This is a genomic window from Aeromicrobium sp., assembly GCF_025965075.1.
Lineage (GTDB): Bacteria > Actinomycetota > Actinomycetes > Propionibacteriales > Nocardioidaceae > Aeromicrobium.
In genome coordinates, this window is sequence record NZ_JAOPXQ010000164.1 from 1 (window position 1) to 21,530 (window position 21,530).

Consider the following 21,530-nt stretch of genomic DNA (forward strand, 5'->3'; position numbering starts at 1 on the left):
GACGGCGCTGGCGCACATCCGCGACGAGCTGCCGCCCCTGCCCGCGACCGTCCCGGCCGCCGCGACGGCGCTGGTCGAGACGCTGCTGGCCAAGGCCCCGGCCGACCGCCCCGCGTCGGCATCGGCCGTGGTCGGTGCCGCCTCGCCCCTGGCCACGGCGGTCCCGGTGCCGTCCGGCGGGTCTCCGGACCTCGGCGGCCCCGAGACAGCCTTCACCGCAGCGGCGCACCCCGACGACCTGCCGGGGATCGTCGAGCGCGCGGTTCCTGTCGGTGCGGTCGCGACGGCCGAGCACGGCACGTCGCAGCTCGACGCGGTCGACGCGGGCACGGCCGTCGGTGACGGGACGGGCCCGGTCGAGACGCAGGACGACGACCGGTCCCCCCGCCGGATGATCCTGCTGGTCTCGGCCGTCATCGCGGTCATCGCCGTCGTGGCCGCGTGGCTGCTGATGAGCGGCCCGGACCAGGTCGTCGTCCCCGACCTCGAGGGCAAGAGCCGCACGCAGGCGGTGCGGCTGCTCGAGGCGAAGGGGCTGACCGCCGACGTCACCCGGGTCGACGTGGCCGGGGCGAAGTCCGGCGAGGTCGTCGACCAGGACCCGGAGGCCGGCGACACCGTCGACGAGGGCGGCTCGGTGGCCCTGAGCGTCGCGACGGGCAAGGACCCGGACGGCGACTCCGGGGAGGAGGGCGGTCAGACGCAGGAGCCCGACCAGGACGGTGGCGAGACCAGGGATCCGACGACCCCGTCGCCGACGACGCCGGAACCCACGACGACCGAGCCCACGACCCCCGAGCCGACAACACCCGAGCCCACCACGACCCGGCCCACGACTCCCAAGCCGGCGACCACGACTCCCCCGCCGTCGACGTCGACCCCGTAGGCGTACACCTCAGGCCGGCTCGCTGCGCATCTGGCTGAGCCGGGCCCGGTATGCCGTCGCCGGGAGGTGGTCGACGTTGAGGGGCGGGTCGAGCTCGCCGACGACGCGCTCCCCGAGCTTGCGCAGCTCACGGGGATCAACGCCGGTCCACCACGTGATCGACAGGTGCTCGAGCATCCACTCGGTCAGCAGCGGGTCCTCCAAGGAGGTCATCCGCAGGTGGCGGCGCAGGATCGTCGCGAGCGTCATCCGGAACGTCGAGGCCCGGGCACGACCGTGCAGCTGGACCCGCTCGACGTGGTCCCGCAGGTTGAGGACCGGGTCGCAGATCGAGTGCCAGCTGGAGCCGCCGACCTGGCCGACGAACACCAGTCCGGCACGCACCGGGAGCTGCAGGCAGCGGTTGAGCTCGCGGGCCCCGACGGGATCGACGAACCAGCCGTACAGGCCCGGAACCTCCGGCAGCATCGCGGCCTTGGACGCGGGCACCCCGAGCCGGCCCTCGGACAGGTGCAGCCCGGCCGGCGAGACCACCGAGGCAGCGACGGAATCGTCCTCCTCGGGGCCCTGGGGGATCTCGAACACCGAGAGCCGCTCCGCCTCGCGGGCCTCTACCGCGCGGGCCTCACCGCGCGCCCCGGACTCGACGTACGGCGCGCGGACCCGGGCTGTCTCCTCGCCGGCATGGCTCGACGTGACGACCGCGCCGGCGTCCTGCAGATCGGCGAACAGGGGCCCCACGAACGCGTCCGGGGCGTCCACGCGGACCGTCATCCCGTCGAGCGGGCCGACCAGGGACTGCAGCCGCGCCACGACCCACGACGCCCAGACGACGCGATAGCAGGGCTCCATGTCTGCCAGGGTCCGCGAGTCGGGCGAGATCCACTCGTTGGGCGCGACGAGGCCGTGCTCGGCGGACAGGACGAACCACTCCGTGCCGCCCATCTCCGCGTCGAGCCGGCTGAGCTGGAACGACACCTCCCGATAGACCTCCTTCGCGGGGGCCGGGACGTTGACCCGGTCACCGACGCTGCCGAGCAGGAGGACGTCCGCGACGAGAGGTTCGGGCTCGGGGTCCTCGTCGTCGGCTGCCGCGGTCCGCTGCACGGCGTCACCGGCCTCCCGCGATCCGGGGTTGTCCCGGGGCGCGCCGTTGCCGGACATCTTGACCCGGCTCGCCGACGCCGCCGGCAGGTCGGGGTCCTCGCCGCGCTCCGCGACCGGGATCGGTGCGTACTCCCCACGGGCGACCCGGCGGAACACCGGCGATCGCTGGGCGAACTGGACGTGCTTGGCCCGACCGCCCTCGGTCAGCCCGATCAGGTGGGCGCGGATCGTGGCCTCGTTGACGTCGGGGTAGTGCGCCGAGAACCAGCCGCGGACGTCGTCATAGCGGAAGACCTCGGGCATCGCGTCGGCGCAGACGTGCATGATCTGCCAGACCGGTCGGTCGTACTTCACTGCGCTCCTCCCCCGGGCCTGCGGTGCCGAGACCACGGCGGCAGGAGTCCTCTGACCATGCAGAGACCGCCGTAGGGACGGTATGACGAGAATTTCGACGCAAGTTTCTCGTCCCCAGCACCGGGCGACGGGGAATGTCGGGCGTACGACCGCGGTTGAAGCAGGTGTTCAGCTTTTCCGATGAGAGGTAGCCATGAGCACCGTCACCCTGACGACCGAGAACATCGACGAGACGATCAGCGCCCAGGGCATCACCCTGGTCGACTGGTGGGCCGAGTGGTGCGGACCGTGCAAGCAGTTCGGACCGGTCTTCGAGGCCGCCAGCGAGAAGCACCCCGACGTCACGTTCGGCAAGATCGACACCGAGGCCCAGCAGGAGCTCGCCGCCGGCGCCCAGATCACCTCGATCCCGACGCTGATGGCGTTCCGCGACGGCATCCTGGTCTTCTCCCAGCCCGGCGCGCTCCCGGCCGCAGGCCTCGAGCAGATCATCACGGCGGTCAAGGACCTCGACATGGACGACGTCCGCAAGCAGATCGCCGAGCAGGACGCCGCCGCGCCGGAGGCGTGATCCCCCGGGCGGCCCGACGGGTCAGCCCCAGGAGTTCTCCGACAGCAGCTCGCGGAGGGGGCGGGCGACGGCCCCGCCCCTCCTGCTCGAGAAGTGCCGCAGGTCCCGGCGCTCCGCGATGACCCGGTAGACGGCGTCCCGCTCGGCGGTGCTGAAGGCGTGCTGGTCCATCCGGCCCCTCTCGCACGCGACCGACCGGTGATGTGCTCGGCCTCGGAGGGGTTGGATACCGTTGGCGCATGATCTTCATCGTGGTCAAGTTCCGCACCAAGCCCGAGTGGACCGATCGCTGGCTGGACCTGGTCACCCCGTTCACCGAGGCGACCCGCGCCGAGCCCGGCAACAAGTGGTTCGACTGGTCGCGCAGCGTCGACGACCCGCAGGAGTTCGTCCTGGTCGAGGCCTTCGAGGACGGTGCCGCCGAGGCCCACGTCACGAGCGAGCACTTCCAAAGGGCCATGGACACGATGCCGCAGGCCCTGGCCGAGACGCCGCGGATCGTCAGCGAGTCGATCACCCAGAACGGGTGGAACCAGATGGACGAGCTCAAGATCGGCTGAGCCGGACCGTCACGCCCCGAGCGCGATCGGATAGCTCCGGGGCAGGCCCTGCTGGGGGCACGCGTCGAGGACCCGGGCCATGGCGTCCCGCTCGGCCGGGGTGACCCACAGCCCGTACGCCTGCTTGACCGCGATCTGGCGAGCCACGTAGCCGCACCGGAACCGCTTGCGGGGCGGGAGCCACGTCGCGGCGTCACGAGCCCCCTTCGAGGCATTGGTGTGCATGTCGGTGGCACGCAGCTCCAGGAAGTCGTTGGCGAACCGTTCGCGCTTCTCCGGGCTCCACTGCTGGGCACCCTTCTGCCACGCATCGCCGAGGGCTACGACGTGATCGATCTGCACCTCCCGCGAGGTGGAGAGCCCTCGGACGAACGGCACCGTCTCGCCGGAGTAGGGCGACAGGAGCGTCCCGGTGAGCACCAGGCAGCCGTGCGTCCCGGGCTTGATCGTGATGTCCCGCAGGTCGCGGCGCAGCACGTCGTTGCGCTGGTCGCAGCCGTTGCGGTCGAGGTCGCGCCACGACACGCCGAAGGCCTCCCGCGCGTAGCCGGTCAGCGCCGCCCGTCCCTTGACCGTCAGGGCGTCCAGCGCTGCGCGTGCCACGCCGACCTGCGGAGCGGTCGCCGGGGGCGCAGGAGTGGCCGGCGTCACCGTCGATGTGCTGGCGGCGACCGGCGTGGGGATCTCGGCCGGCTGCACGGGGCCGGCGGGGGCCGAGAGCGCGCAGCCGGCCGTCACGACGAGCAGCAACAGTGCCGCGGCGACCGGCGAGCGTGGGTGGGACCGGCTCACTTCTTTTCGCAGGCGATGCCGTCCTTGTCGCGGTCCCTCGCCGTGTTGAGCTTGTAGACCTTCTTGTTGCGCGTGAAGTTGGTGACCGGCGTCCCGGACGTCTTGTCCTTCGCGCCGGGCTTGCCGACCCCGTGCTTGTAGTCCTTGTTGAGCTTCTTGCAGTTGCTGTACTTCTTGGCCGGTGCGGCCTCGGCGGCCGAGCCGGCCGAGACGAGGCCGAGGCCGAGCGAGGCGCTGGCGGCCAGGATCGTGAGCGTGCGCAGCATGTGGGTTCCCTCCCGAGATGGTCCGTCCATTGTGACCCACTGTCCCGGACACAGTGTCTCGTCTGGCCGAAGATGGCTCGTTCGGGCCATACGCACCGTCAGGCGGAGATGAACGACCGCATGCTGATCGAGCCCATGTCGATCGAGCTGTTGAAGAAGGAGATGTCCTCGCCGTCCTCGAGCAGGCTCAGCGCCGCGATCATCGGCCGGTAGTGGTCGTCGGTCGGCACCGCGATGCGGGCCTCGGACCACGTGCCGTAGGGGTTGACGAGCTTGCCGATCTCCCGGTCACGCAGCGCCACTGCGGTGTCGGCGTCGAACTGCGTCGCCCAGTCCCAGGCGCCGCCGCCGTCCCACTTGGCCCGGCCGAGGGCGTGGACGATGTTGCCGCTGCCGATGAAGATCACGCCGCGACGACGCATCGCGCGCAGGCGGCTGTAGAGGTCGTAGAGCTGGGGCAGCGGCATCGAGTAGTCGATGCTGACCTGCAGGATCGGCACCTCCGGCTCGGGCGCCAGGTGCTTGAGGACGCTCCACGTGCCGTGGTCGAGGCCCCACTGCTTGTCGAGCTCGGCCTCGTACTCGACGAGCTGCTTGGCCAGCAGGCGGGCGATGTCGGGGTCGCCGGTCGACTCGTACTGGACGCGGTAGAGCTCGTCGGGGAAGCCACCGAAGTCGTAGATGATGGGATTCTTGGGCGCATCGGTGATGTGGGTCTGCCCCGGCGTCAGCCAGTGGGCGCTGACCACGACGATGGCCTGCGCCTGCGGCAGCTGCTCGCCGACCCGGTGCCACGTCTGCGTGTAGGCGTTGTCCTGGATCGCGTGCATGGGGTTGCCGTGTCCGACGAACATGACCGGCATCAGGGGGCTGGGCTGGAGCCGGTTGTCGAGGTCGTTGATCGAGTACATCGCCATGAGTGCGTCCTTAATAGTTGAGCCTTCAACTATCATATCACCATGGAGGGCCCGGGGGTTGCCGGAAGCGGGCGGCGATCTCGGTCCGCGGCACCGGCGGGCTGCCGTCGAGCCGCCGCTCGAGGTCGATGCGTCCGCGGCCGATCGCCTGCATGGCCTCACGGTAGGCGCCGACCATCGATCGATCGACCTGCCGCACGCGGCGCAGGTGGAGCAGCAACCGATTGACGACGCTGAGCTGCATGCGCGCCTCTGTCGCGGTCGACGGGAGCGCCGGCTCGGCCACGAACCCCGGCAGGCAGCGCAGCAGCCCCTCGACCCCGTAGAGGGTCCACAGCGCCCCGTCACGCACGAACTCCCGCTCCGCCGCGAGCAGCGTGACCTCGTCGGGCGTCAGCCACAGGCCCATGTCGTCGACGTCGAGGAAGTCGTAGAGCCGCAGCCGGACCCGGGCATATCGCCGGCACGTCTCGGCCTTGCGCCCGCTTGCGAGTCCCGCGAAGAAGTCGTCGATCAGGGGCCAGACGGGCTCGTCGATGTCCATGCCTCGACCCAATCACCGGGGTCGGACAGTGCGGCCGTCCCAGCGCGTCCAGCGCAGCGCCTCACCGGGGCAGGCGGATCCGGATCGGGCCCTTGACGGTGGCCAGGTCGACGACCGAGCCCTGCTGCGTGATCTCGACCCTGCCACGGTCGACGAGCCGCCCGGCCGCCTGTCGGACCGGCTCCATCAGGGGTCGCCAGTCGTCGGAAGCGATGTCCCGCGCCACGTCCGACGGGCAGATCGTCGAGGTCCGCGGCCGGGACTCCAGCAGCACCAGGATCCGGCGTTCGAGCTCGGCGTCGTCGAGGGTCGTCATCCGTCCACCCTGCCTCGCGCGGCCCTCCTGCGCGACACGGTGACATTAACCACCCCACCTCGAACACCGCTCCTTGGGGACGTGAGCGAGAATAAAGGGATGCCCTCGTCCACGGAACTGCGCCAGCTGCTGCGGTTCCCCGTGGACTTCGTCCCGGCCGACGATCCGGCCGAGTCGCGCTTCGTGTTCCACGCACCCGACGGCGACCGGACCGCGACCGCCAACGAGGCGATCGGACCGCTCAGCCAGGGCATCCGGACCATGACGGCGCACGCCAGCGTCCGGGCCTGGGCGACCCCGGCGATCCTCGCGCTGCGCATCATGGCGCGCGGTGGGCTGGGCTCCCCCGACTCGACCGAGCTCAACCAGCTGCAGAGCGCCGGCTCGGCGATCGGCCCCAACGCCGGAGCCGGTCAGGCCAAGATCAACGCGTTCCTCAAGGCCCTCGCGGTCGACGCACCCGCCGCCGCCTCGACCCCGCAGGGCCGCCAGCCGTACGTCTCCCCGCACGCCGCGCCGCAGCGCCGCAAGGAGACGACCTTCTCCTGGTCGCTGATCGTGTCGTTCCTCGAGCAGCCCACGCCCACCCAGGCCGCGGTCGTACGCCTGCGCGTCCACCCGCGTGCCGGGTCGTTCGGCGCGTTCGACGCGGGTGACCTGTTCAACGGCTCGTCGCACCCCATGGCCCAGGACGCCAAGGAGCCGACCGCCGCGATGCTGCGCCGGCTCGAGAGCTGGTGGCCGCTCGCCGAGAAGCTGCGCGACCCGCACGCGCGCGGCGCCGTGACCGCGAGCCCCGACGAGCTGGCCCGCCTCGGCGACCGCAGCCTCGCCCCCACGATGATGGCCAACCGGGTCGAGGTGCGCTGGCCGCCCGAGCTCGTCCGCGAGCTGTCGACCACCGCGGTCGTGCAGCGCCAGGAGTCCCCCAGCTCGGACCGGCCGTCGGCGTTCACCCAGGGACAGCTGTTCTCCTTCGACTGGCAGGTCGCGCTCGGCGACGACGTGCTGTCCGCCGCCGAGCTCGAGGAGCTGGCCCAGTCCCAGACCGGGCTGCTGCGGCTGCGCGATCGCTGGGTCTTCGTCGACAAGAGCCGGCTCAACCAGGTGCTGGAGCAGCGCACCCGCGACATCTCGGCGCTCGACGCGCTGCGCGCCGCCGTCACCGGTGAGCTCGAGATCGACGGCCGCCGCACCGAGGTCGACACCGTCGGCTGGCTGGAGGACGTGCGCCGCAAGCTCGCCGTGCAGGACCGCGACATCCGCCCCGCGATCCAACCCGACGACCTCGACGGCCACCTGCGCGACTACCAGCTGCAGGGCCTGCGCTGGATGACACAGCTCGTCGACCTCGGACTCGGCGGGATCCTCGCCGACGACATGGGCCTGGGCAAGACCGTCATGCTGATCGCCCTGCACCTGCAGCGCGCGCACGACACGACCGCGCCGACCCTCGTGGTCTGCCCCGCCTCGGTGCTCGGCAACTGGGAGCGGGAGATCAAGCGCTTCGCCCCCCACGCCAGCGTGCACCGCTACCACGGTCCGCGGCGCAGCCTCGCGGACGTCAAGGACGGCTTCCTCGTCACGACCTACGCGACGATGCGCGCCGACGTCATCGAGCTGTCCGAGCACGAGCCCGGTTGGGGCCTGGTCGTGGCCGACGAGGCGCAGAACATCAAGAACCCGCACGCCCGCACGGCCCGCGCGATCCGCGACATCCCGGCCGCCGCCCGGCTCGCCCTGACCGGCACGCCGGTGGAGAACAACCTCTCCGAGCTGTGGGCGATCCTCGACTGGACGACGCCGGGACTCCTCGGGACGTACGAGCAGTTCCGCCGCACGTGGTCGCGCGCGATCGAGTCCCGCCGCGACACCGCGAAGGCCACCGGGCTGTCCCAGCTCATCCGGCCGTTCGTGCTGCGTCGCCGCAAGTCCGACCCCGGCATCGCGCCGGAGCTGCCGCCCAAGATCGAGACCGACCACCAGATCAACCTGACCCGCGAGCAGGTCGGCCTGTACGAGGCCGTGGTCCGCAGCACGATGGCGCAGATCGAGCAGGCGCAGGGCATCCAGCGCCGCGGCCTGGTCGTCAAGCTCCTGACCCAGCTCAAGCAGATCTGCAACCACCCGGCGCAGTTCCTCCGCGAGCCCGACTCCCGCCTGACCGGCCGCTCCGGCAAGCTCGGCGTCTTCGACGAGCTGGTCGAGGAGATCGTGGCCGAGGAGGGCGCGACGCTGGTCTTCACCCAGTACGCCCAGATGGGCCGGCTGCTGACCCGTCACCTCGACGAGAAGAAGATCGCCAACCAGTTCCTCCACGGCGGCACGACGGTCCGGGCCCGCGAGAAGATGGTCCACACGTTCCAGAGCGGCCAGCTGCCGGTCTTCGTGCTGTCGCTCAAGGCCGCCGGCGTGGGTCTCAACCTGACCCGCGCGGACCACGTGATCCACTACGACCGCTGGTGGAACCCCGCCGTCGAGGACCAGGCCACCGACCGCGCCCACCGCATCGGCCAGACCAAGAACGTCCAGGTCCACCGGCTGATCAGCGAGGGCACGATCGAGGAGTCGATCGCCGAGCTCATCAAGTCCAAGCGGTCGCTGGCCGACGCCGTCGTCAATGGTGGCGAGGGCGCGCTGACCGAGCTGTCCGACGCAGCACTGGCCGAGCTGGTCCGGCTGCGCAAGTAGCTCAGCCCAGGCACGCCTCGAGCTCGGCCACCCGGTAGAACCAGCCACCCCCGACGGGCGACGGCGTGCACGTGCTGCTGAGCCTGACCGGCCGCTCGTTGTGCCGCACCGTCACGAGCACCGACCCGCCCGCGTCGCGGAAGACCGACCACTCGATGTTGCCGGCCAGCCGTCCGCTCAGGTAGCCGCGCCACGAGTTGTTGCCGTAGGAGTAGGGCGTGGCCTGGGTGGCCTGCTCCTGGCTGCCGGGCATGCGGGTCAGCGCCGCGAACGGCATCGTCGTCTCCCCGTGGGCGTGACGGAACACCGCGGCGGTGCTGCCGCCCTGGAGCCGCGCGTGGAGCTGCGCGAAGAAGTCGTCGAGGATCGGCTCGGCCTGCGCGAACGATCCCCGCTGTCCCTTGACGCCCGGGCCGTAGCGGTAGAACTTCTGCGCGTCGCGCGCCGACGCGAGCACCTTCGCGTCGGACCGCGGCACGTACGCCGCGAAGGTCACGTCGGTGTCGGCCCGCATCCCGGCGGCCTGCTGGTAGAGCTCGTAGAGATCGAGCGCCGCGGCGACGGGATCGCTGATCTTCGAGACGTACGAGGAGGTGTAGAGGCGCAGCAGGACGTGCTTCGCCGCGCCGCGGATGCTGGAGCGGCGCAGGATCGTGGCCAGCGCGGCCCGGCCGGCCTTCGTCGAGCCGTCGCTGAGCGCCAGGCCGGGATCGACCTCGTGCGGCGCGACCTCCAGCCCGGGGACCTCGCCCAGCAGTCCGGTCTTCATCGCGTCGGCGCTCTGCTCGGTGCGGTGGACCGGCGAGGTCGTCATGGCGACCCGGTCCCCGGCCCGCGCGACACCGGCGAAGAAGTCCGCGTAGCTGTCGGCCGTGCGCCGCCCGATCCCGCGCCACTCGTCCTTGCCCATCGTGCTGAGGTTGCCGTAGCCCAGGCCGCGTTCGGCCCGCTGGAAGGCCCGGAGGTCGGCGAGGAACGCCCGTCCCCGGCTCGTGAGCTTGCCCTTGGTCCGCGCCGACCGCCAGGTCGTGAGCACCCGACCCTCGGTCTTGTCGCTGACCATCGTCCGTGATCCGTGCCGCGCGACGGTCTCCAGGAACACCAGGTCGTACCCGGCCGGCGGAGCGACCGTCTCCGCAGTCGCGGGATTGCCGTACGGCGTCTGGTTGGCGTACCAGCCCGCATTGCTCACGTCGGGCTGGCTGGCCGTCACCGGCGTCAACGGCACGAGGACCGCGACGACCAGCGCGATGAGGGAGGCGGTGCGCCGGGATCGCATCCGCCCACTGTAGGCCGATCGACGTCAGTCCAGGCAGCGCCGCAGCTCGGCGGGCCGGTAGAAGTACGGCACGGTCTCGCGGCAGCGGTCGGCCAGCCGCACCGGCTTCTCGTTGTGCCGGACCGTGACCAGGGTCCGGCCCGAGCGGCTCCGGTACGCGGTCCACTCGATGTTGGTCGCCAACCCTCCGGCGACGCGGCCGCGCCACGGGTTGGTCGCGTAGGAGAACGGCCGGTCCGGCGGAGCCTGTCGGTCGCTGCCCGGCAGGTCGGTCAGTGCCGCGAACGGCATCGTGGTCTCGCCGTGCGCGAGCCGGAAGACCGCCGCCGTGTCACCACCCGCGAGCCGGTCGTCGAGCGCGTCGAGGAAGTCCGTGAGCAGCGGCCGCGCCGCGGCGTACGAGCTGTCCTGCCCCGCGACCCCGGGCCCGTACGCATAGAAGATCCGAGCGTCGGCGGCCTGCTCCAGCACCGCGGCGTCGGCGAGCGGCACGTAGTCGGCAAACGTCACGTCGGTGTCCTCGACCAGGCCCGGCGCGGTGCAGTAGAGCAGGTAGACGTCCAGCGCGACCTCCACCGGGTCGTCGATCGTCGCGACGAAGGCAGGGGCGTACATCCGCTCCAACAGGTGCCGGGCCGCCGTGACGACCCGCGGCCGCGCGAGGACGGCGTCGAGGGCGCGGTCACCCGCGGCGGTGGCTCCGCTGGTGATCAGCAGCCGGGCGGCGTCGGTGACGTAGGGCTGCACGTCGATCCCGGGGACCCCCTTCTCCAGCGCGGCCTGCATCGCCGCGGCGCTGTCGATCGTCCGCCGGACCGGGGAGGTCACGAACCTCACGCTGTCGCCGTCGGCGGTGGCCCGCTCGAGGAAGTCGCCGTAGAGCTCGGCCGTGCGCCGGCCGATCCCCTGCCACTCCTGCACGCCGACCGCGGTCAGGTTGCCGTAGCCGATCACCCGCTCGGACCGCTGGAACGAGCGCACGTCGGGACCGAAGCCCTCCCCCAGGCGGGTCAGGTCCCCGCCGCGGCGGGCGACGTCCCAGACGTCGAGGGCGCGACGTTCGGCCGTGGCGGTCGTGAGCGTGCGGGCGCCGTGCCGGCCGACGGTCTCGATGAAGGTCAGCGCGTAGCCGTCCGGCGGGGTGCGCACCCGCGAGCTCGCCGGATCGCCGTACGGGGTCTGGTTGGCGTAGTGCCGGTCGAGCCGGCCCGCGGCGGACGCCGTCTGGCCGGCCGCCGACAGCAGCGCGGCCAGCGACATCAGCATCGCGATGAAGGTCTCGAACATGGCCTCGGGTCCGGGTCAGTGGTGCGCGTCCTCCCAGCCTAGGGTGGCCGATGCCGATCGCCCGGATTCGGCCACGGGAGTCTCCCCACGCCCCTGGGTGAAGCACCCCGGGGAGTCCGACGGCACCTGCAACGGCGGTCCGGCCGCGGGCCTGTGGTGGCGTGCCGGCGCCCTCGCGCTGCTCGGGAAGTGACCTGCGTCAGGCGGTCTCGCGGTCCTTCAGCACCGCCGCGGTGTTGAGCCCGGCCCACGTCAGCGTCGCCAGCAGCACCTTGGCCTTGCCGGCCGTGGTCTTCGCCTCGGCGGTGAACAGCGCCGAGTCCGTCAGGTCCAGCACGATCCGGCCGATCATCGCCTGCTCTCGCGCGGCGGCCGTCGGAGCAGCCAGCGCCAGCGCACTGACGACCAGGTCACGGAACCCGAACGTCCGGGCCACCACGTCGTACTCCGGCTGCTTCAGCGGGCTGTTGGTCAACGCCTTGCCGAGGTGGCGCGGCCTCGCCAGCGCGTACACGGAGTAGGCAAGGGTCCCGGCGGACATGATCGTGCTGTAGCTCGGCTTCGTCATGCCTCGACGCTAGGCGGCGGGAGGCGTGCCCGCACGTCGGAAGGCTGGGGTCGCCCAGCGCCCCATCGGGCCACACACAAGCATCACATCGAGCGATCTCGGCTTTCATCGAGAACCGGAGCGCAGAAGCGCTCCGGTGCCCTATGGTGACACTTCGTCTCGAATACGGGACACTCCTCCTCACCACGTTTGGTGCGACATGGACGACTCAACCTCAGACCACATCTCGGTCACCCGCGTTTGCCCCAGGTGCAGCGCTCAGAGCACCGTCGCCGGCGGGTTCTGTCCGACGTGCGGCGCATCCTTCAACCGATCGTCCAGGCGCCGACCTACCCGTCGACAGTTGATCGCATCCGCCGTGGTGGTCATCCTTCTCGGCGGCGTCGCCGGGGGTCTGATGCTCAAGCGCGGGCACGACGCCAGCGTTCGCGAGGATCGCGCGTCCACGGCTGCCCGCGAGACTGCGGCGGCTGAGGAGAAGGCAGCGGACGCTGCCAGATCTGAACAGGACGAGGCGGATGAGATCGAGCGCAGCATCCGGCGCGACGCAGTCAGGGACCTGGAAAAGAACATCGTGAAGAGTGCACGAAAGGTCGTCAAGACTGGATACTTCGACGGCCCGATCCTGAAGGCGAGCTGCACCGCGACCGGCGGCGGGTCCTCTGACGACCTGACCGCGATCACCGGCACCTTCGACTGCCTTGCCGTGACGAAGGAGAACGCAGACGGCACGATGAGCGGCTACGGATATGACGGGACCATCGACTGGGATTCGGGCACGCTTGGGTGGGAAGTCGATAACTGACTAACTCCGGACCGCACAACGCACGTCGGGAGGCTACGCCGGCGGGAATCGCCGAGCGAGGTCTGCGTGCAGCGCGCCACGTGCCACGGCATCGAGCGGACCGGGTCGGTCCAGCAGTCGTTTGACGCCCCGAATACCCAGGACCGGGACACCGCCGACCACGAGCGTCCGCCAGGGCAGGTCAGCACCGAGGAAGCAGTACGCCGCGTGCACCGGCGCCTGCGACTGCGGTCCGCTCTGCACAGCCGCGGTCACGAAGGCGATCTGGCGGCGCATGCTCGCGCTCAGGCCGGTGTGCTTGCGCCCGTCGACGACGATCTCGTCACCGCGCACCGTCGCCCGGATTTTGCGTCCCACGTATTTCTTCGGATCGATGATGTGGACGCCCGACGGTGCTATCGCCAGCATGTCGATGTCACCTCGCTCCGCCCCCGTGCCGCGACGCCGGTTGTAGAGGAACAGGACATCGCCTCCGCCGGCGCGCTCCAAGGCCGCAGCGACCTGCCGCTCGCCTTCCGCGCCGATCCGGAATGCCTCGGTCGTGTGCCGGGGTCCCGCCAGGAGCAGCAGGAGCCCGCCGATCACCGGGTGCGCGGCTCGCACCGTCACCTCCCGTGACCGCATCCTTCGCGCGTGCTCGCGGTCGAGCGACGCACCCGGCCGTCCAATCTCGACCTCGGCCTCGGCCGACGACGCCTCCGTGACGTCGCCGCTCTCCAGACAGCGGGCGCAGACAACGACCCGTAGCGTGCGATGCCAGCCCGCCTGGACGCCACGAGGCACCGCCACGCCACAACCGCACACGCCGTCGCGGCGCAGCACCAGGATCTTGATGTCGTCGATCTTCTCCATCGCCGGGCTCCCTCCCATGGACGTACGGAGAGTCTGGACCACTGCCGGCGCGCTGCGCAGCACAATGGCACGACCACCCATTCGCAGCGTGGGAGGGTGTACGCCATGCAGACCTCCCACCGGCCCGGGCTCAGGGCCGCTGTCCTCGTCCTCGCGCTGACCGTGGTCCAGCTGGCCGTGGGTACGTTCGCGGGCCTGGACCAGTTCGAGGGCAAGGGCTTCGGCTACCGCCTGGCCGTCTATCCCCTGTTGATGCTCCTGGTCCCCGCGGTCTGGTGGTGGCGGACACGGAACGCGGACGGGATGCCGTGGGGCGCGTTCGCGCTGATCATGGCCCCGTTCCTGATCGACGTCACGGGCAACACGTTCGACCTCTACGACACGATCGAGCCGTGGGACAACATCAACCACTTCGTCAACTGGATGCTGCTGCTGTGGGGCTGCGGTCTGCTGATCGCCCGGGCGGACGTGCGGCCGCGGTGGCTGCTGATCGTCGGCATCACGGGGCTCGGGGCGATCCTGGCGGTCGGCTGGGAGCTCGGCGAGTGGTACACCTTCATCCGCCGCGGCACCGAGCTCGACGGTGCCTACGAGGACACCCTCAGCGATGAGCTGCTGGGGACGCTCGGCGCCCTGGTCGGCGCGATCATCGTCGAACGGACCACGAGGACGCGGACCAGCCGCCCGCCCGGCGTCCGCGCGGGTCGAGCCACGTGACCGCCGTGGTCACGTGGTTCGTGATGCGCTGACAGCCCCTACGCTGCGCGGGGTTCTTGTCGGGTGAACCTGGCATGGCGTCGTGGTCGCTGCCGGGGGTCGACCCGCGGCGGCGGGATGATCTCGACGACCCCGTCCGCTGCCATCCGGGCGGACCACTCCTCCTGATGGATCAGGTGGTGGTGGAAGTGGCACAGCAGGGCTGCGTTGTCCAGGTCGGTCGGGCCGTCCTCGGACCAGAAGGTCAGGTGGTGCGCCTCGCACCACGACGGGGGCCGCTCGCATCCCGCCCACACGCAACCCCGGTCGCGGGCAGCCAGGGCGAGGCGCTGGTGCCGGTCGTAGAGCCGCTTGGACAGGCCCACGTCGGTGACCCGGGAGTCGGTGTCCAGGAACAGCGCGACCAGGTGCGCGTTGCACGCCGTCCGCTGCGCTGAGCTGGCGGACACGTCGTCCCCGGAGGAGGTCCGCGCCGTCCCGCGCCCGGTCCGCAGCACCTCGAGGTCGACGTTGACCGTCACGGTCGCGGCCAGCCCCCCGGCCTGCGGCAGGGCGTTCTGGGGCAGGTGGTCGATCAGCTCCAGAAACGCCAGCCCGAGCTTCTGCGCGTGTGGCAGGGCCTTGAAGTCCCCGACCGTCATGGCGTGGCGGGACGCATTGGCCTCGGTCCGTCGCGGTGCGGTGATGCCCTCGAGGGCGGCGCGCAGCTTCGCGGCGTAGTCGTCGGGGACGACCCCGGCGATCCGGGTGGTGCCGTCACCGCGGCGGTGCAGTGCCAGGCGGGTCGCGTCCCACGCACGCTTCTCCTCGTCGGCGAGCTTGCGGCCCAGGTAGTCCTCGACGCCGTCGGGGTCGATGACCTCCAGCACCCGGTTGGCCAGCGCCTTCAACCCGTGGAGGTCGTGCTCGGGCGCCAACGCGATCAGGTGCGCCTCGGCGGCGGCCACCTGCTCGTCGGTGCACCAGTCGGGCAGGGCGGTGATCGCCTTCATGATCACCCCGGCCTGCTCGGTCGAGATCTTCCCCGACGCCCACCCCGTCCGCGTGGCCTCGGTGCGGGCCGTCGTGGCCCGCGCCAGGCCCATCAGGCGCCCCGCATCGTGCTTCGCGACCCCGGTCAGGTTCGCGTACCAGGCGGTCGTCGACGTCGCGCCGTCCTCGGTCGCCAACCCCATGTCGTCGGCCGAGCCCATCAGCCGCGAAGCCAACGCATCCAGTGCCGTCCGAGCGGTCTGCACCGCCACCGCGACCTCACGCAGCTCGGTGCCGGTCAATGTCCACGGCTCCAAGGCAGCAGCATCATCGACGACCGATGACAGCTGCTCGATGATCATGGAACCCCCGATGAATGACTAGAACGTATGTTCGAGTGTATCTCGTGGGGCTACCACAAAGCAAGACCTTGAACCATCTTTTTCCCTGCAATCAGAGGGGAAAGCAACGCCCTGAAGTCGTCCCGTTCCCAGCCTAGACACCGCCTCGGACAACGGGCCGAGATCGCCTCGGCCGGATCAGATCGCCTGGGGATAGGCCACGAACAGGACCACCGCCAGCGCGGCGGCCGCCAGGTAGACCATCGCCATGAACAGCGAGCCGAACCGGGGCCGCAGCCGCGACACCCCGCGCAGCGCCAGCACCAGTGCGGCGGCCGGCATCAGCACCCAGCCCAGGCCCCAGGCGGTGTCGAACACGTCCTGCGGCCATGGATCGCCCCCGGCGCGCACGACGGTCGCGACCAGCAGGACGTACCAGGGGAACAGCATCGGGATCGAGCCCCGCAGCGCCGCCCCGGTGGCCATCCGCAGGCCGGACCGCATCGGCCCGTGGACACGGGCGTCGGGGCGCGGCTCCCCCACCGCCGGCCCGCCGAGCAGGGCGAAGTACGCCTGCCGGCGCAGCAGCAGGTAGGCCACGGCGACCGCCACCGCCACGGTCCACCACGGGGTGCCGCTGGCGTCGCGCCACAGGGACGGCCGGTACGTCTCGGGGACCAGGTCCGTCGTCGCCCAGACCACCCCCGGCACCAGGGCGACGAGGAAGGCGCTCAGCCCGAGACCGAGGGCGTACGACCCGGACCGGCTCATGCGGGTCACGACGAACGGGCTCGCCGTGGGGTCCACCGGCCGGGGCGGCTCCTGCCGCGGCAGGACCAGCGGCGGCGACATCCGCGGCGCCGGCACCGCGGCCGGGGTCAGGTCCGCGGCGTCCAAGGCCGCCAGCATCTGCGCGACCGACTGGTAGCGCTGCGTCAGGTCGACCGCCATCGCCCGCTGCACGACCGCCGCGAGCGACGCCGACACCTCGGGTGCCAGGGCCCGCGGATCGGGGCGCGGGTGGTTGCGGTGGGCCAGCAGCTGGGAGCCGAGCGTCCCCTCGAACGGCGGCTTCCCGGTCAAGCACTCGTACAGCAGGCAGCCCACCGAGTAGATGTCGCTGCGCTCGTCCGAGTGGCCGTCGAACTGCTCGGGTGCCATGTAGTGCGGCGTCCCCGCCACGGTCGCCGTCGCGTCGGACGCGGCCCGGGCGATGCCGAAGTCGACGATCTTGATGCCACCCTCGGGCGTCACCAGGACGTTCGCCGGCTTGATGTCGAGGTGCAGGATGCCGGCCTGGTGGCACGCGGCGAGCCCCTCGAGCACGCCACGCACGACGGTCACCGCCCGCAGGCTCGGTCCGTGGGTCGCGAGCAGGTCGCGCAGGGAGGTGCCCTCGACCAGCTCCATGACCAGGTGCGGCGTGACCTCGCCGTCGCCGTCGGTCATGTGGACCAGGTCGTGGACCGTCACGACGTTGCGGTGCGACACCCGGGCGAGGGTCGCGACCTCGCGGGTGATGCGCAGCATGGCGCGCGGGTCGTCGGCGACGAAGTGGGAGAACCGCTTGATCGCGACCTCGCGCTGCAGCTGGCTGTCGCGGGCGCGGAACACGACCCCGTGGTTCCCGGCGCCGATCCGCTTGAGCAGCTCGAACCGCTCGCGGGTCGGCACGGTCGCCGGCGGCGGAGGCGGCGGGCCCGGCACCGGGGTCGTGGCGAGAGGATCGGGCATGCGGCTGATCCTCCTGCTCCGGGCGGGCGAGGCCCTCATCATGACGGTACGACGTGCAGGTCCATTGTTGCTAGCGACCGGTGACGCCCTGCAGGTGCACCGTCCCCGCACTGTCGAGGGCTGCGGTGATCTGCACTCCCGCCAGCCCGAGCACGGACCCGGCGTGGATCGTGGTCCAGTCGTCGCCATCGATCCGCTGACCGTCGAGCGTCGTCCCGTTGGTGCTCCCGAGATCCTTGACCTGCCACTGCACGCCCTGCAGCCGGATCGCCGCGTGCCGGAACGACACCTCCGGCTCGGCGAACGCGACGGGGCTCTCCGGCAGCCGGCCGAGGACGGCTCCCGTCCGCCCGATCGTGTACGTCCGACCGTCCCGCTCGAGCCGCAGGCCGCTGGCGACGTTCATCGTCGGGGCGTCGTCGAGGTCCGGGACCAGCGCCGGGAAGCTCGCCGTCGCGGCGGGGTCGGGCGTCGCTGCAGGTAGCGGCGCCTGCGCCGGTCGCCGCGGCGCAGCCGGGACCGCACCCGCCGCGGGAACCGCGTCCCACCCGACGGCGGGCTTGCTGTCCCGCCGCGCCGGATCGGCGCGACCCGTCCCCCGGGCCGGCGGGATCCAGCCGGACCGCAGGCCCGGGTCGACCTCGACCGTGACCCGTACCTGCCGGGGCACGGCCCAGCCGGCCCGTTCGGCGTGCGCGGCGTAGAGGCGCGCCCCGTCGTCCCCCAGGCGTTCCAGATCGCCGTCGGGATCGAGCCGCTCGAGGTCCTCCGGCGCGACCCGGACCGCCAGGTCGCCGAATGCCAGCCGCTCGCCGCTGGGCATCACGACGTGCTGGCCGGTCAGCGCACGCACGAACCGGCGACGCAGCACCGCCGACGACCCCGTCGGGTAGGACACCAGCTTGGCGGCGACCTCGGTCGCGGCGGCCTTCTTGGAGCTCGTGCCGAAGATGCTCTGCGCGACGCGCAGCCCGACCCACACGACGGCGGCGAAGACCACCACGATCAGCAGGTCGAACGTCAGTGCGGAGAGTGTGCCCATGGCATCATCGTCAGGGTCGCGGGCGGCTCCGGTCGAGCCGCGGCGGAACACGTTCCACACCCCGAGGAGCCCGAGTGCTGCACATCGCCTGGTCGGCCGGCGAGCAGTACGCCGGAGAGGCCTCGCTCGAGGTGGGCGCCACCCTGGTCCTGGCGCGGCGGATGAACCTGCCGGAGCAGCAACCGCTCGTCGCCGAGACGATCGACGGGTCGACGTACGTCTTCGTGCGCCTGCCCTACGTCAGCGATCCGGCGCTGGTGGTCACGGCCACCGGCGGCCAGCCGGTCGTCTACCGCGGGCAGCGGGACAACGGGGCGATCGTCGAGCTCACGACCCCCTCCGGCGGGTCCAGCACCCCCGCGCCGGGCCAGAAGGTCTCGCTGACCCGCTCCGGCTCGCGGGTCGAGCTGCGGTTCCCCGACCTGACGTTCACCGCCGTCCTGCACTTCGACGCCCCCGCCGCCCCCCTGCCGGACTCCGGCACGATCCAGCTCGACGTCAACGCCCTGCAGCAGAGCGACGCCTGGCTCGTCGGCGCGATCGCCGTCGCGCTGTCCCCCGACCACGGCGTGGTCGCGCACGGCGACCTCAAGCGGGCATTCGCCCTGTGGCGCGGGATCGAGCTGCCCAGCGACGGCGGGTTCGACCGCAATGTCCTGCGTCCCGCGATCGAGTCACGGGGCCTCGAGCTGCCCGGCCCCCGGCTCAACAAGATCGTCTACCTCGTCGAGCGGTGCCGGCGGACCTCGGAGTTCCCGGCCCGCCTGCTGGACGACGTACGCACGAGGCTGCGAGCCGCCGGGCTCGACGGCTGACTCCCCATATGAGGCTGGATCGGGGTCGGGTACTGGCTGTCACATAGCACCCGTCACAGTGGTGTTCCCACAACCCGGGGACACGCCCCGCCACGAGGAGGCCGCCGATGAGTCGTACCGCCCTGGCCGACGGGTCCGTCCGCTACTCCCCCGACCTCGCGCACCGCAGCAAGCGGAAGATCCCCGTCGGCCAGATCCTCATCCCGCTCGGTGTCTGCGTGCCCGTGGGACTCGCCTCCGCGCACCGCCTCGGCGCAGCGGCGACCCTGCCCATCGCCGGCGTCACCGCAGTCGTCACCCTCGTCGTCGTGCTCCTCTGGCGCCTGACCCTCCCGCGCGCCATGAGCGTCACCGTCACCGCCACCGACATCACGTACCGCCGCTACGGCCGCAAGGACACCGTCCGGATCGACGCGAGCACCCGCAGCGCCGCCCGCATGCTCGTGCTCAACACCGGCATGATGTCGCCCTACCTGGTCATCGCCGGCGACGGCGGCAACTTCTCGCTCAACACCGACATGTGGGCCGACGAGGATGTGATGGGCATCGCCGCCGCCGTCCCGGAGGCGAACCAGGACCCGGACGTCACCGTCGTGGACGCCAAGCAGATGGAGGCCGAGTTCCCCGGCGTCCTCCCGGCCTACACCGCCCACCCCAACCGGACCGCCGTGCTGGCCCTGGCCGTCCTCGTCCCGGTGACCGTGGCCGGCATGTGGGCCTTCGGGACCCTGACCGACGACTCGGATGACCTCGGCAACGGGTCCGACGACACCAGCCAGTCCGCGACCGTCCGCGGAGAGCTGACCGACGCCGAGGCAGGGAAGCAGAATCGTCTGCAGGACCAGGTGCAGGACGCCGTCGCCCCCGGCCCGTGGTCCGGCGACGAGTCCCGGCTCGGCGAGTGTGGTGAGGGCGCCTGGCAGCGCCGGCTCGGCGGAAGCACCCAGAGCTCAGCCACGAAGCTCGAGGCCAGCACGGTCGACGCGATCGAGGATCTCGCGACCGAGGCCGGGATGGTCGCCAAGATGGACGAGACCAGTGGGGCCGTCTACACGCTGGCCTTCCAGGACGACGCCACCGGAGCCTTCCTGCGGGTCCAGGGCGACCGTCAGACGGTGACGGTCTCCACCGGCAGCGCCTGCGTCGACCCGACGTAACCCGTCCAGCCTGTTGATTCACGTCCTCATCACGGGCCTGTGGACGGCGGCGCCGGGCCCGCTGCCAGACTCGACCCATGACCTGGGACCAGCTGTGTGAAGCTCTCGACGAGATCGACGTGGAGCCCCAGCGCGAGCAGCGCCTGGCCGAGTACCACCGCCTGCTCGCGGGCTTCCTCCCCGGGCAGGAGGGCCGGGCCGAGACGCTGGCCCGTCTCGCCGAGGAGCTCGGCGCGCTCGACCGGACCGACGAGGCCCGGGCGACGTACCAGCAGGCGATCGACGACGGCGGCCGCACGATCCTGGATCCCCTGGTCGGGCTCCTCGACCTCAGCCTCGAGCACCAGGCCGACGACGCCGACGACCTGCTCGCCCAGCTGCTGACCCGCAGCCGCGCCGACCAGCTCGTGATCGGTGACTACGAGTGGATCGCGGAGTCCCTCGAGGAGGTCGGCCGGCTGCGCGAGGCGCTGCGCTGGTTCACCATCCCGCTGCGCGACATCCAGCCCGGCGACATCGACCTGATGCCGGTCGCCTGCCTCGTCGGCCGCTGGCGTGTCCGCCGGGCCCTCGACCTGCCTGTCGACGCCTACGACGAGGCGCACGACGTCTGGCACGAGGTCAACGCCCCGACCGACTGAGTCTCGGCCGCAGCACGCAACCACCACGGCTCGAAGGAGCCACCTCGCTGGCTCGCTGTGACCACGTACGTCCGCGCGCCCACCACAGCCCCCGACACCGCCGCATGCTGGCCCGGCAGGTGACACCCGGTCACCTCGTCTCGGAGGGATTCCTCATGTCCATGCCCCAGCAGCCCCCGGCCCCGCCGGCGCCCTACCAGCAGCCGAAGAAGAGCCACACCGTCCGCAACGTGCTGCTCATCCTGGTCGCGGTCTTCGTGCTGTTCGTCGGAGGCTGCCTCGCCCTGATCGGCGGCGCCGCCAACGAGGTCAGCAA

23 protein-coding genes are annotated in these 21,530 nt (G+C 71.5%); 9 read left to right on the plus strand and 14 right to left on the minus strand.

The genetic code is table 11. The annotated features are described in order from the left end of the window. On the plus strand, nucleotides 1-886 hold an 886-nt coding region (locus JWQ91_RS10045), incomplete at its 5' end, for a PASTA domain-containing protein (RefSeq protein WP_297783123.1). A gap of 9 nt (nucleotides 887-895) precedes the next feature. Here JWQ91_RS10045 and JWQ91_RS10050 read toward each other — a convergent pair. Further along, nucleotides 896-2,347 (minus strand): DUF6884 domain-containing protein, encoded by a 1,452-nt coding sequence (locus JWQ91_RS10050; RefSeq protein ID WP_297783125.1) that lies wholly within the window; start codon nucleotides 2,345-2,347, stop codon nucleotides 896-898. A 193-nt stretch (nucleotides 2,348-2,540) separates the two neighbouring features. Between JWQ91_RS10050 and JWQ91_RS10055 the strand changes: the two genes are divergently transcribed. Beyond that, the gene (locus tag JWQ91_RS10055) at nucleotides 2,541-2,918 is read left to right on the plus strand and encodes a thioredoxin domain-containing protein (protein WP_297783128.1); all 378 of its coding nucleotides are present in this window, start codon (nucleotides 2,541-2,543) and stop codon (nucleotides 2,916-2,918) included. A gap of 21 nt (nucleotides 2,919-2,939) precedes the next feature. Here JWQ91_RS10055 and JWQ91_RS10060 read toward each other — a convergent pair whose 3' ends face one another. After that, complete coding sequence (locus tag JWQ91_RS10060; protein WP_297783131.1) at nucleotides 2,940-3,089, minus strand: hypothetical protein; 150 nt, start codon at nucleotides 3,087-3,089, stop codon at nucleotides 2,940-2,942. 68 nt (nucleotides 3,090-3,157) lie between these two features. Here JWQ91_RS10060 and JWQ91_RS10065 point away from each other — a divergent pair, with 68 nt between their 5' ends. Further along, nucleotides 3,158-3,478 (plus strand): putative quinol monooxygenase, encoded by a 321-nt coding sequence (locus JWQ91_RS10065; protein ID WP_297783133.1) that lies wholly within the window; start codon nucleotides 3,158-3,160, stop codon nucleotides 3,476-3,478. A 9-nt stretch (nucleotides 3,479-3,487) separates the two neighbouring features. Here the strand turns inward: JWQ91_RS10065 and JWQ91_RS10070 are convergent, their stop codons facing one another. The 5 genes from JWQ91_RS10070 to JWQ91_RS10090 form a co-directional block, all read right to left on the minus strand. Then, entirely contained in the window at nucleotides 3,488-4,270 is a 783-nt protein-coding gene (locus tag JWQ91_RS10070; RefSeq protein WP_297783135.1) for an HNH endonuclease family protein, read from the minus strand. After that, nucleotides 4,267-4,536, minus strand: coding sequence for an excalibur calcium-binding domain-containing protein (locus JWQ91_RS10075; protein ID WP_297783138.1), 270 nt, complete (start codon nucleotides 4,534-4,536; stop codon nucleotides 4,267-4,269). Before JWQ91_RS10075 ends, JWQ91_RS10070 begins: the two co-directional genes overlap by 4 nt. Before the next feature lie 98 nt (nucleotides 4,537-4,634). Then, nucleotides 4,635-5,453: a class III extradiol ring-cleavage dioxygenase gene (locus JWQ91_RS10080; RefSeq protein WP_297783141.1), complete on the minus strand. Its 819-nt coding sequence runs from the start codon at nucleotides 5,451-5,453 to the stop codon at nucleotides 4,635-4,637. Between the two features lie 37 nt (nucleotides 5,454-5,490). Further along, complete coding sequence (locus tag JWQ91_RS10085) at nucleotides 5,491-5,997, minus strand: hypothetical protein (protein ID WP_297783144.1); 507 nt, start codon at nucleotides 5,995-5,997, stop codon at nucleotides 5,491-5,493. Between the two features lie 61 nt (nucleotides 5,998-6,058). Continuing rightward, a complete protein-coding gene (locus JWQ91_RS10090) occupies nucleotides 6,059-6,313 on the minus strand; it encodes a DUF3253 domain-containing protein (protein ID WP_297783147.1) in 255 nt (84 codons plus the stop codon). A 99-nt stretch (nucleotides 6,314-6,412) separates the two neighbouring features. On the opposite strand from JWQ91_RS10090, the gene JWQ91_RS10095 reads away from it, so the two are divergent. After that, a complete protein-coding gene (locus JWQ91_RS10095) occupies nucleotides 6,413-9,004 on the plus strand; it encodes a DEAD/DEAH box helicase (protein ID WP_297783149.1) in 2,592 nt (863 codons plus the stop codon). Between the two features lies 1 nt (nucleotide 9,005). Here the strand turns inward: JWQ91_RS10095 and JWQ91_RS10100 are convergent, their stop codons facing one another. The 3 genes from JWQ91_RS10100 to JWQ91_RS10110 form a co-directional block, all read right to left on the minus strand. Then, complete coding sequence (locus JWQ91_RS10100; protein WP_297783152.1) at nucleotides 9,006-10,283, minus strand: histidine-type phosphatase; 1,278 nt, start codon at nucleotides 10,281-10,283, stop codon at nucleotides 9,006-9,008. Nucleotides 10,284-10,307: 24 nt separating this feature from the next. Further along, nucleotides 10,308-11,570: a histidine-type phosphatase gene (locus JWQ91_RS10105; RefSeq protein ID WP_297783155.1), complete on the minus strand. Its 1,263-nt coding sequence runs from the start codon at nucleotides 11,568-11,570 to the stop codon at nucleotides 10,308-10,310. Between the two features lie 199 nt (nucleotides 11,571-11,769). Further along, the gene (locus JWQ91_RS10110; protein ID WP_297783158.1) at nucleotides 11,770-12,138 is read right to left on the minus strand and encodes a hypothetical protein; all 369 of its coding nucleotides are present in this window, start codon (nucleotides 12,136-12,138) and stop codon (nucleotides 11,770-11,772) included. A 343-nt stretch (nucleotides 12,139-12,481) separates the two neighbouring features. On the opposite strand from JWQ91_RS10110, the gene JWQ91_RS10115 reads away from it, so the two are divergent. After that, nucleotides 12,482-12,943 (plus strand): hypothetical protein, encoded by a 462-nt coding sequence (locus JWQ91_RS10115; protein ID WP_297783161.1) that lies wholly within the window; start codon nucleotides 12,482-12,484, stop codon nucleotides 12,941-12,943. Between the two features lie 33 nt (nucleotides 12,944-12,976). Here JWQ91_RS10115 and JWQ91_RS10120 read toward each other — a convergent pair whose 3' ends face one another. After that, nucleotides 12,977-13,795: a nuclease-related domain-containing protein gene (locus JWQ91_RS10120; protein WP_297783164.1), complete on the minus strand. Its 819-nt coding sequence runs from the start codon at nucleotides 13,793-13,795 to the stop codon at nucleotides 12,977-12,979. 105 nt (nucleotides 13,796-13,900) lie between these two features. Here JWQ91_RS10120 and JWQ91_RS10125 point away from each other — a divergent pair, with 105 nt between their 5' ends. Continuing rightward, nucleotides 13,901-14,512 carry a hypothetical protein gene (locus JWQ91_RS10125; protein WP_297783167.1) on the plus strand — a complete coding sequence of 204 codons (612 nt, stop codon included), beginning with the start codon at nucleotides 13,901-13,903 and terminating at the stop codon, nucleotides 14,510-14,512. Between the two features lie 38 nt (nucleotides 14,513-14,550). Here JWQ91_RS10125 and JWQ91_RS10130 read toward each other — a convergent pair whose 3' ends face one another. The 3 genes from JWQ91_RS10130 to JWQ91_RS10140 form a co-directional block, all read right to left on the minus strand. Further along, nucleotides 14,551-15,846, minus strand: coding sequence for an HNH endonuclease signature motif containing protein (locus JWQ91_RS10130; protein WP_297783170.1), 1,296 nt, complete (start codon nucleotides 15,844-15,846; stop codon nucleotides 14,551-14,553). A gap of 177 nt (nucleotides 15,847-16,023) precedes the next feature. Further along, nucleotides 16,024-17,559: a serine/threonine-protein kinase gene (locus tag JWQ91_RS10135; RefSeq protein ID WP_297783173.1), complete on the minus strand. Its 1,536-nt coding sequence runs from the start codon at nucleotides 17,557-17,559 to the stop codon at nucleotides 16,024-16,026. A gap of 70 nt (nucleotides 17,560-17,629) precedes the next feature. After that, nucleotides 17,630-18,601 carry an FhaA domain-containing protein gene (locus tag JWQ91_RS10140; RefSeq protein WP_297783178.1) on the minus strand — a complete coding sequence of 324 codons (972 nt, stop codon included), beginning with the start codon at nucleotides 18,599-18,601 and terminating at the stop codon, nucleotides 17,630-17,632. A gap of 74 nt (nucleotides 18,602-18,675) precedes the next feature. Here JWQ91_RS10140 and JWQ91_RS10145 point away from each other — a divergent pair, with 74 nt between their 5' ends. From JWQ91_RS10145 to JWQ91_RS10155, 3 genes are all read left to right on the plus strand, one after another. Continuing rightward, a complete protein-coding gene (locus tag JWQ91_RS10145) occupies nucleotides 18,676-19,416 on the plus strand; it encodes a hypothetical protein (protein ID WP_297783181.1) in 741 nt (246 codons plus the stop codon). 107 nt (nucleotides 19,417-19,523) lie between these two features. After that, nucleotides 19,524-20,573 (plus strand): hypothetical protein, encoded by a 1,050-nt coding sequence (locus JWQ91_RS10150; protein WP_297783185.1) that lies wholly within the window; start codon nucleotides 19,524-19,526, stop codon nucleotides 20,571-20,573. Between the two features lie 77 nt (nucleotides 20,574-20,650). Next, the gene (locus JWQ91_RS10155) at nucleotides 20,651-21,214 is read left to right on the plus strand and encodes a hypothetical protein (protein WP_297783188.1); all 564 of its coding nucleotides are present in this window, start codon (nucleotides 20,651-20,653) and stop codon (nucleotides 21,212-21,214) included. Nucleotides 21,215-21,530: the final 316 nt, after the last annotated feature.

Bases quoted from the DNA above. Each gene is read 5' to 3' on its own strand.
- JWQ91_RS10055 (WP_297783128.1), top strand. From the start codon at position 2,541: ATGAGCACCGTCACCCTGACGACCGAGAACATCGACGAGACGATCAGC.
- JWQ91_RS10060 (WP_297783131.1), bottom strand. From the start codon at position 3,089: ATGGACCAGCACGCCTTCAGCACCGCCGAGCGGGACGCCGTCTACCGG.
- JWQ91_RS10065 (WP_297783133.1), top strand. From the start codon at position 3,158: ATGATCTTCATCGTGGTCAAGTTCCGCACCAAGCCCGAGTGGACCGAT.
- JWQ91_RS10075 (WP_297783138.1), bottom strand. From the start codon at position 4,536: ATGCTGCGCACGCTCACGATCCTGGCCGCCAGCGCCTCGCTCGGCCTC.
- JWQ91_RS10080 (WP_297783141.1), bottom strand. From the start codon at position 5,453: ATGGCGATGTACTCGATCAACGACCTCGACAACCGGCTCCAGCCCAGC.
- JWQ91_RS10085 (WP_297783144.1), bottom strand. From the start codon at position 5,997: ATGGACATCGACGAGCCCGTCTGGCCCCTGATCGACGACTTCTTCGCG.
- JWQ91_RS10090 (WP_297783147.1), bottom strand. From the start codon at position 6,313: ATGACGACCCTCGACGACGCCGAGCTCGAACGCCGGATCCTGGTGCTG.
- JWQ91_RS10095 (WP_297783149.1), top strand. From the start codon at position 6,413: ATGCCCTCGTCCACGGAACTGCGCCAGCTGCTGCGGTTCCCCGTGGAC.
- JWQ91_RS10100 (WP_297783152.1), bottom strand. From the start codon at position 10,283: ATGCGATCCCGGCGCACCGCCTCCCTCATCGCGCTGGTCGTCGCGGTC.
- JWQ91_RS10105 (WP_297783155.1), bottom strand. From the start codon at position 11,570: ATGTTCGAGACCTTCATCGCGATGCTGATGTCGCTGGCCGCGCTGCTG.
- JWQ91_RS10110 (WP_297783158.1), bottom strand. From the start codon at position 12,138: ATGACGAAGCCGAGCTACAGCACGATCATGTCCGCCGGGACCCTTGCC.
- JWQ91_RS10120 (WP_297783164.1), bottom strand. From the start codon at position 13,795: ATGGAGAAGATCGACGACATCAAGATCCTGGTGCTGCGCCGCGACGGC.
- JWQ91_RS10125 (WP_297783167.1), top strand. From the start codon at position 13,901: ATGCAGACCTCCCACCGGCCCGGGCTCAGGGCCGCTGTCCTCGTCCTC.
- JWQ91_RS10130 (WP_297783170.1), bottom strand. From the start codon at position 15,846: ATGATCATCGAGCAGCTGTCATCGGTCGTCGATGATGCTGCTGCCTTG.
- JWQ91_RS10135 (WP_297783173.1), bottom strand. From the start codon at position 17,559: ATGCCCGATCCTCTCGCCACGACCCCGGTGCCGGGCCCGCCGCCTCCG.
- JWQ91_RS10140 (WP_297783178.1), bottom strand. From the start codon at position 18,601: ATGGGCACACTCTCCGCACTGACGTTCGACCTGCTGATCGTGGTGGTC.
- JWQ91_RS10150 (WP_297783185.1), top strand. From the start codon at position 19,524: ATGAGTCGTACCGCCCTGGCCGACGGGTCCGTCCGCTACTCCCCCGAC.
- JWQ91_RS10155 (WP_297783188.1), top strand. From the start codon at position 20,651: ATGACCTGGGACCAGCTGTGTGAAGCTCTCGACGAGATCGACGTGGAG.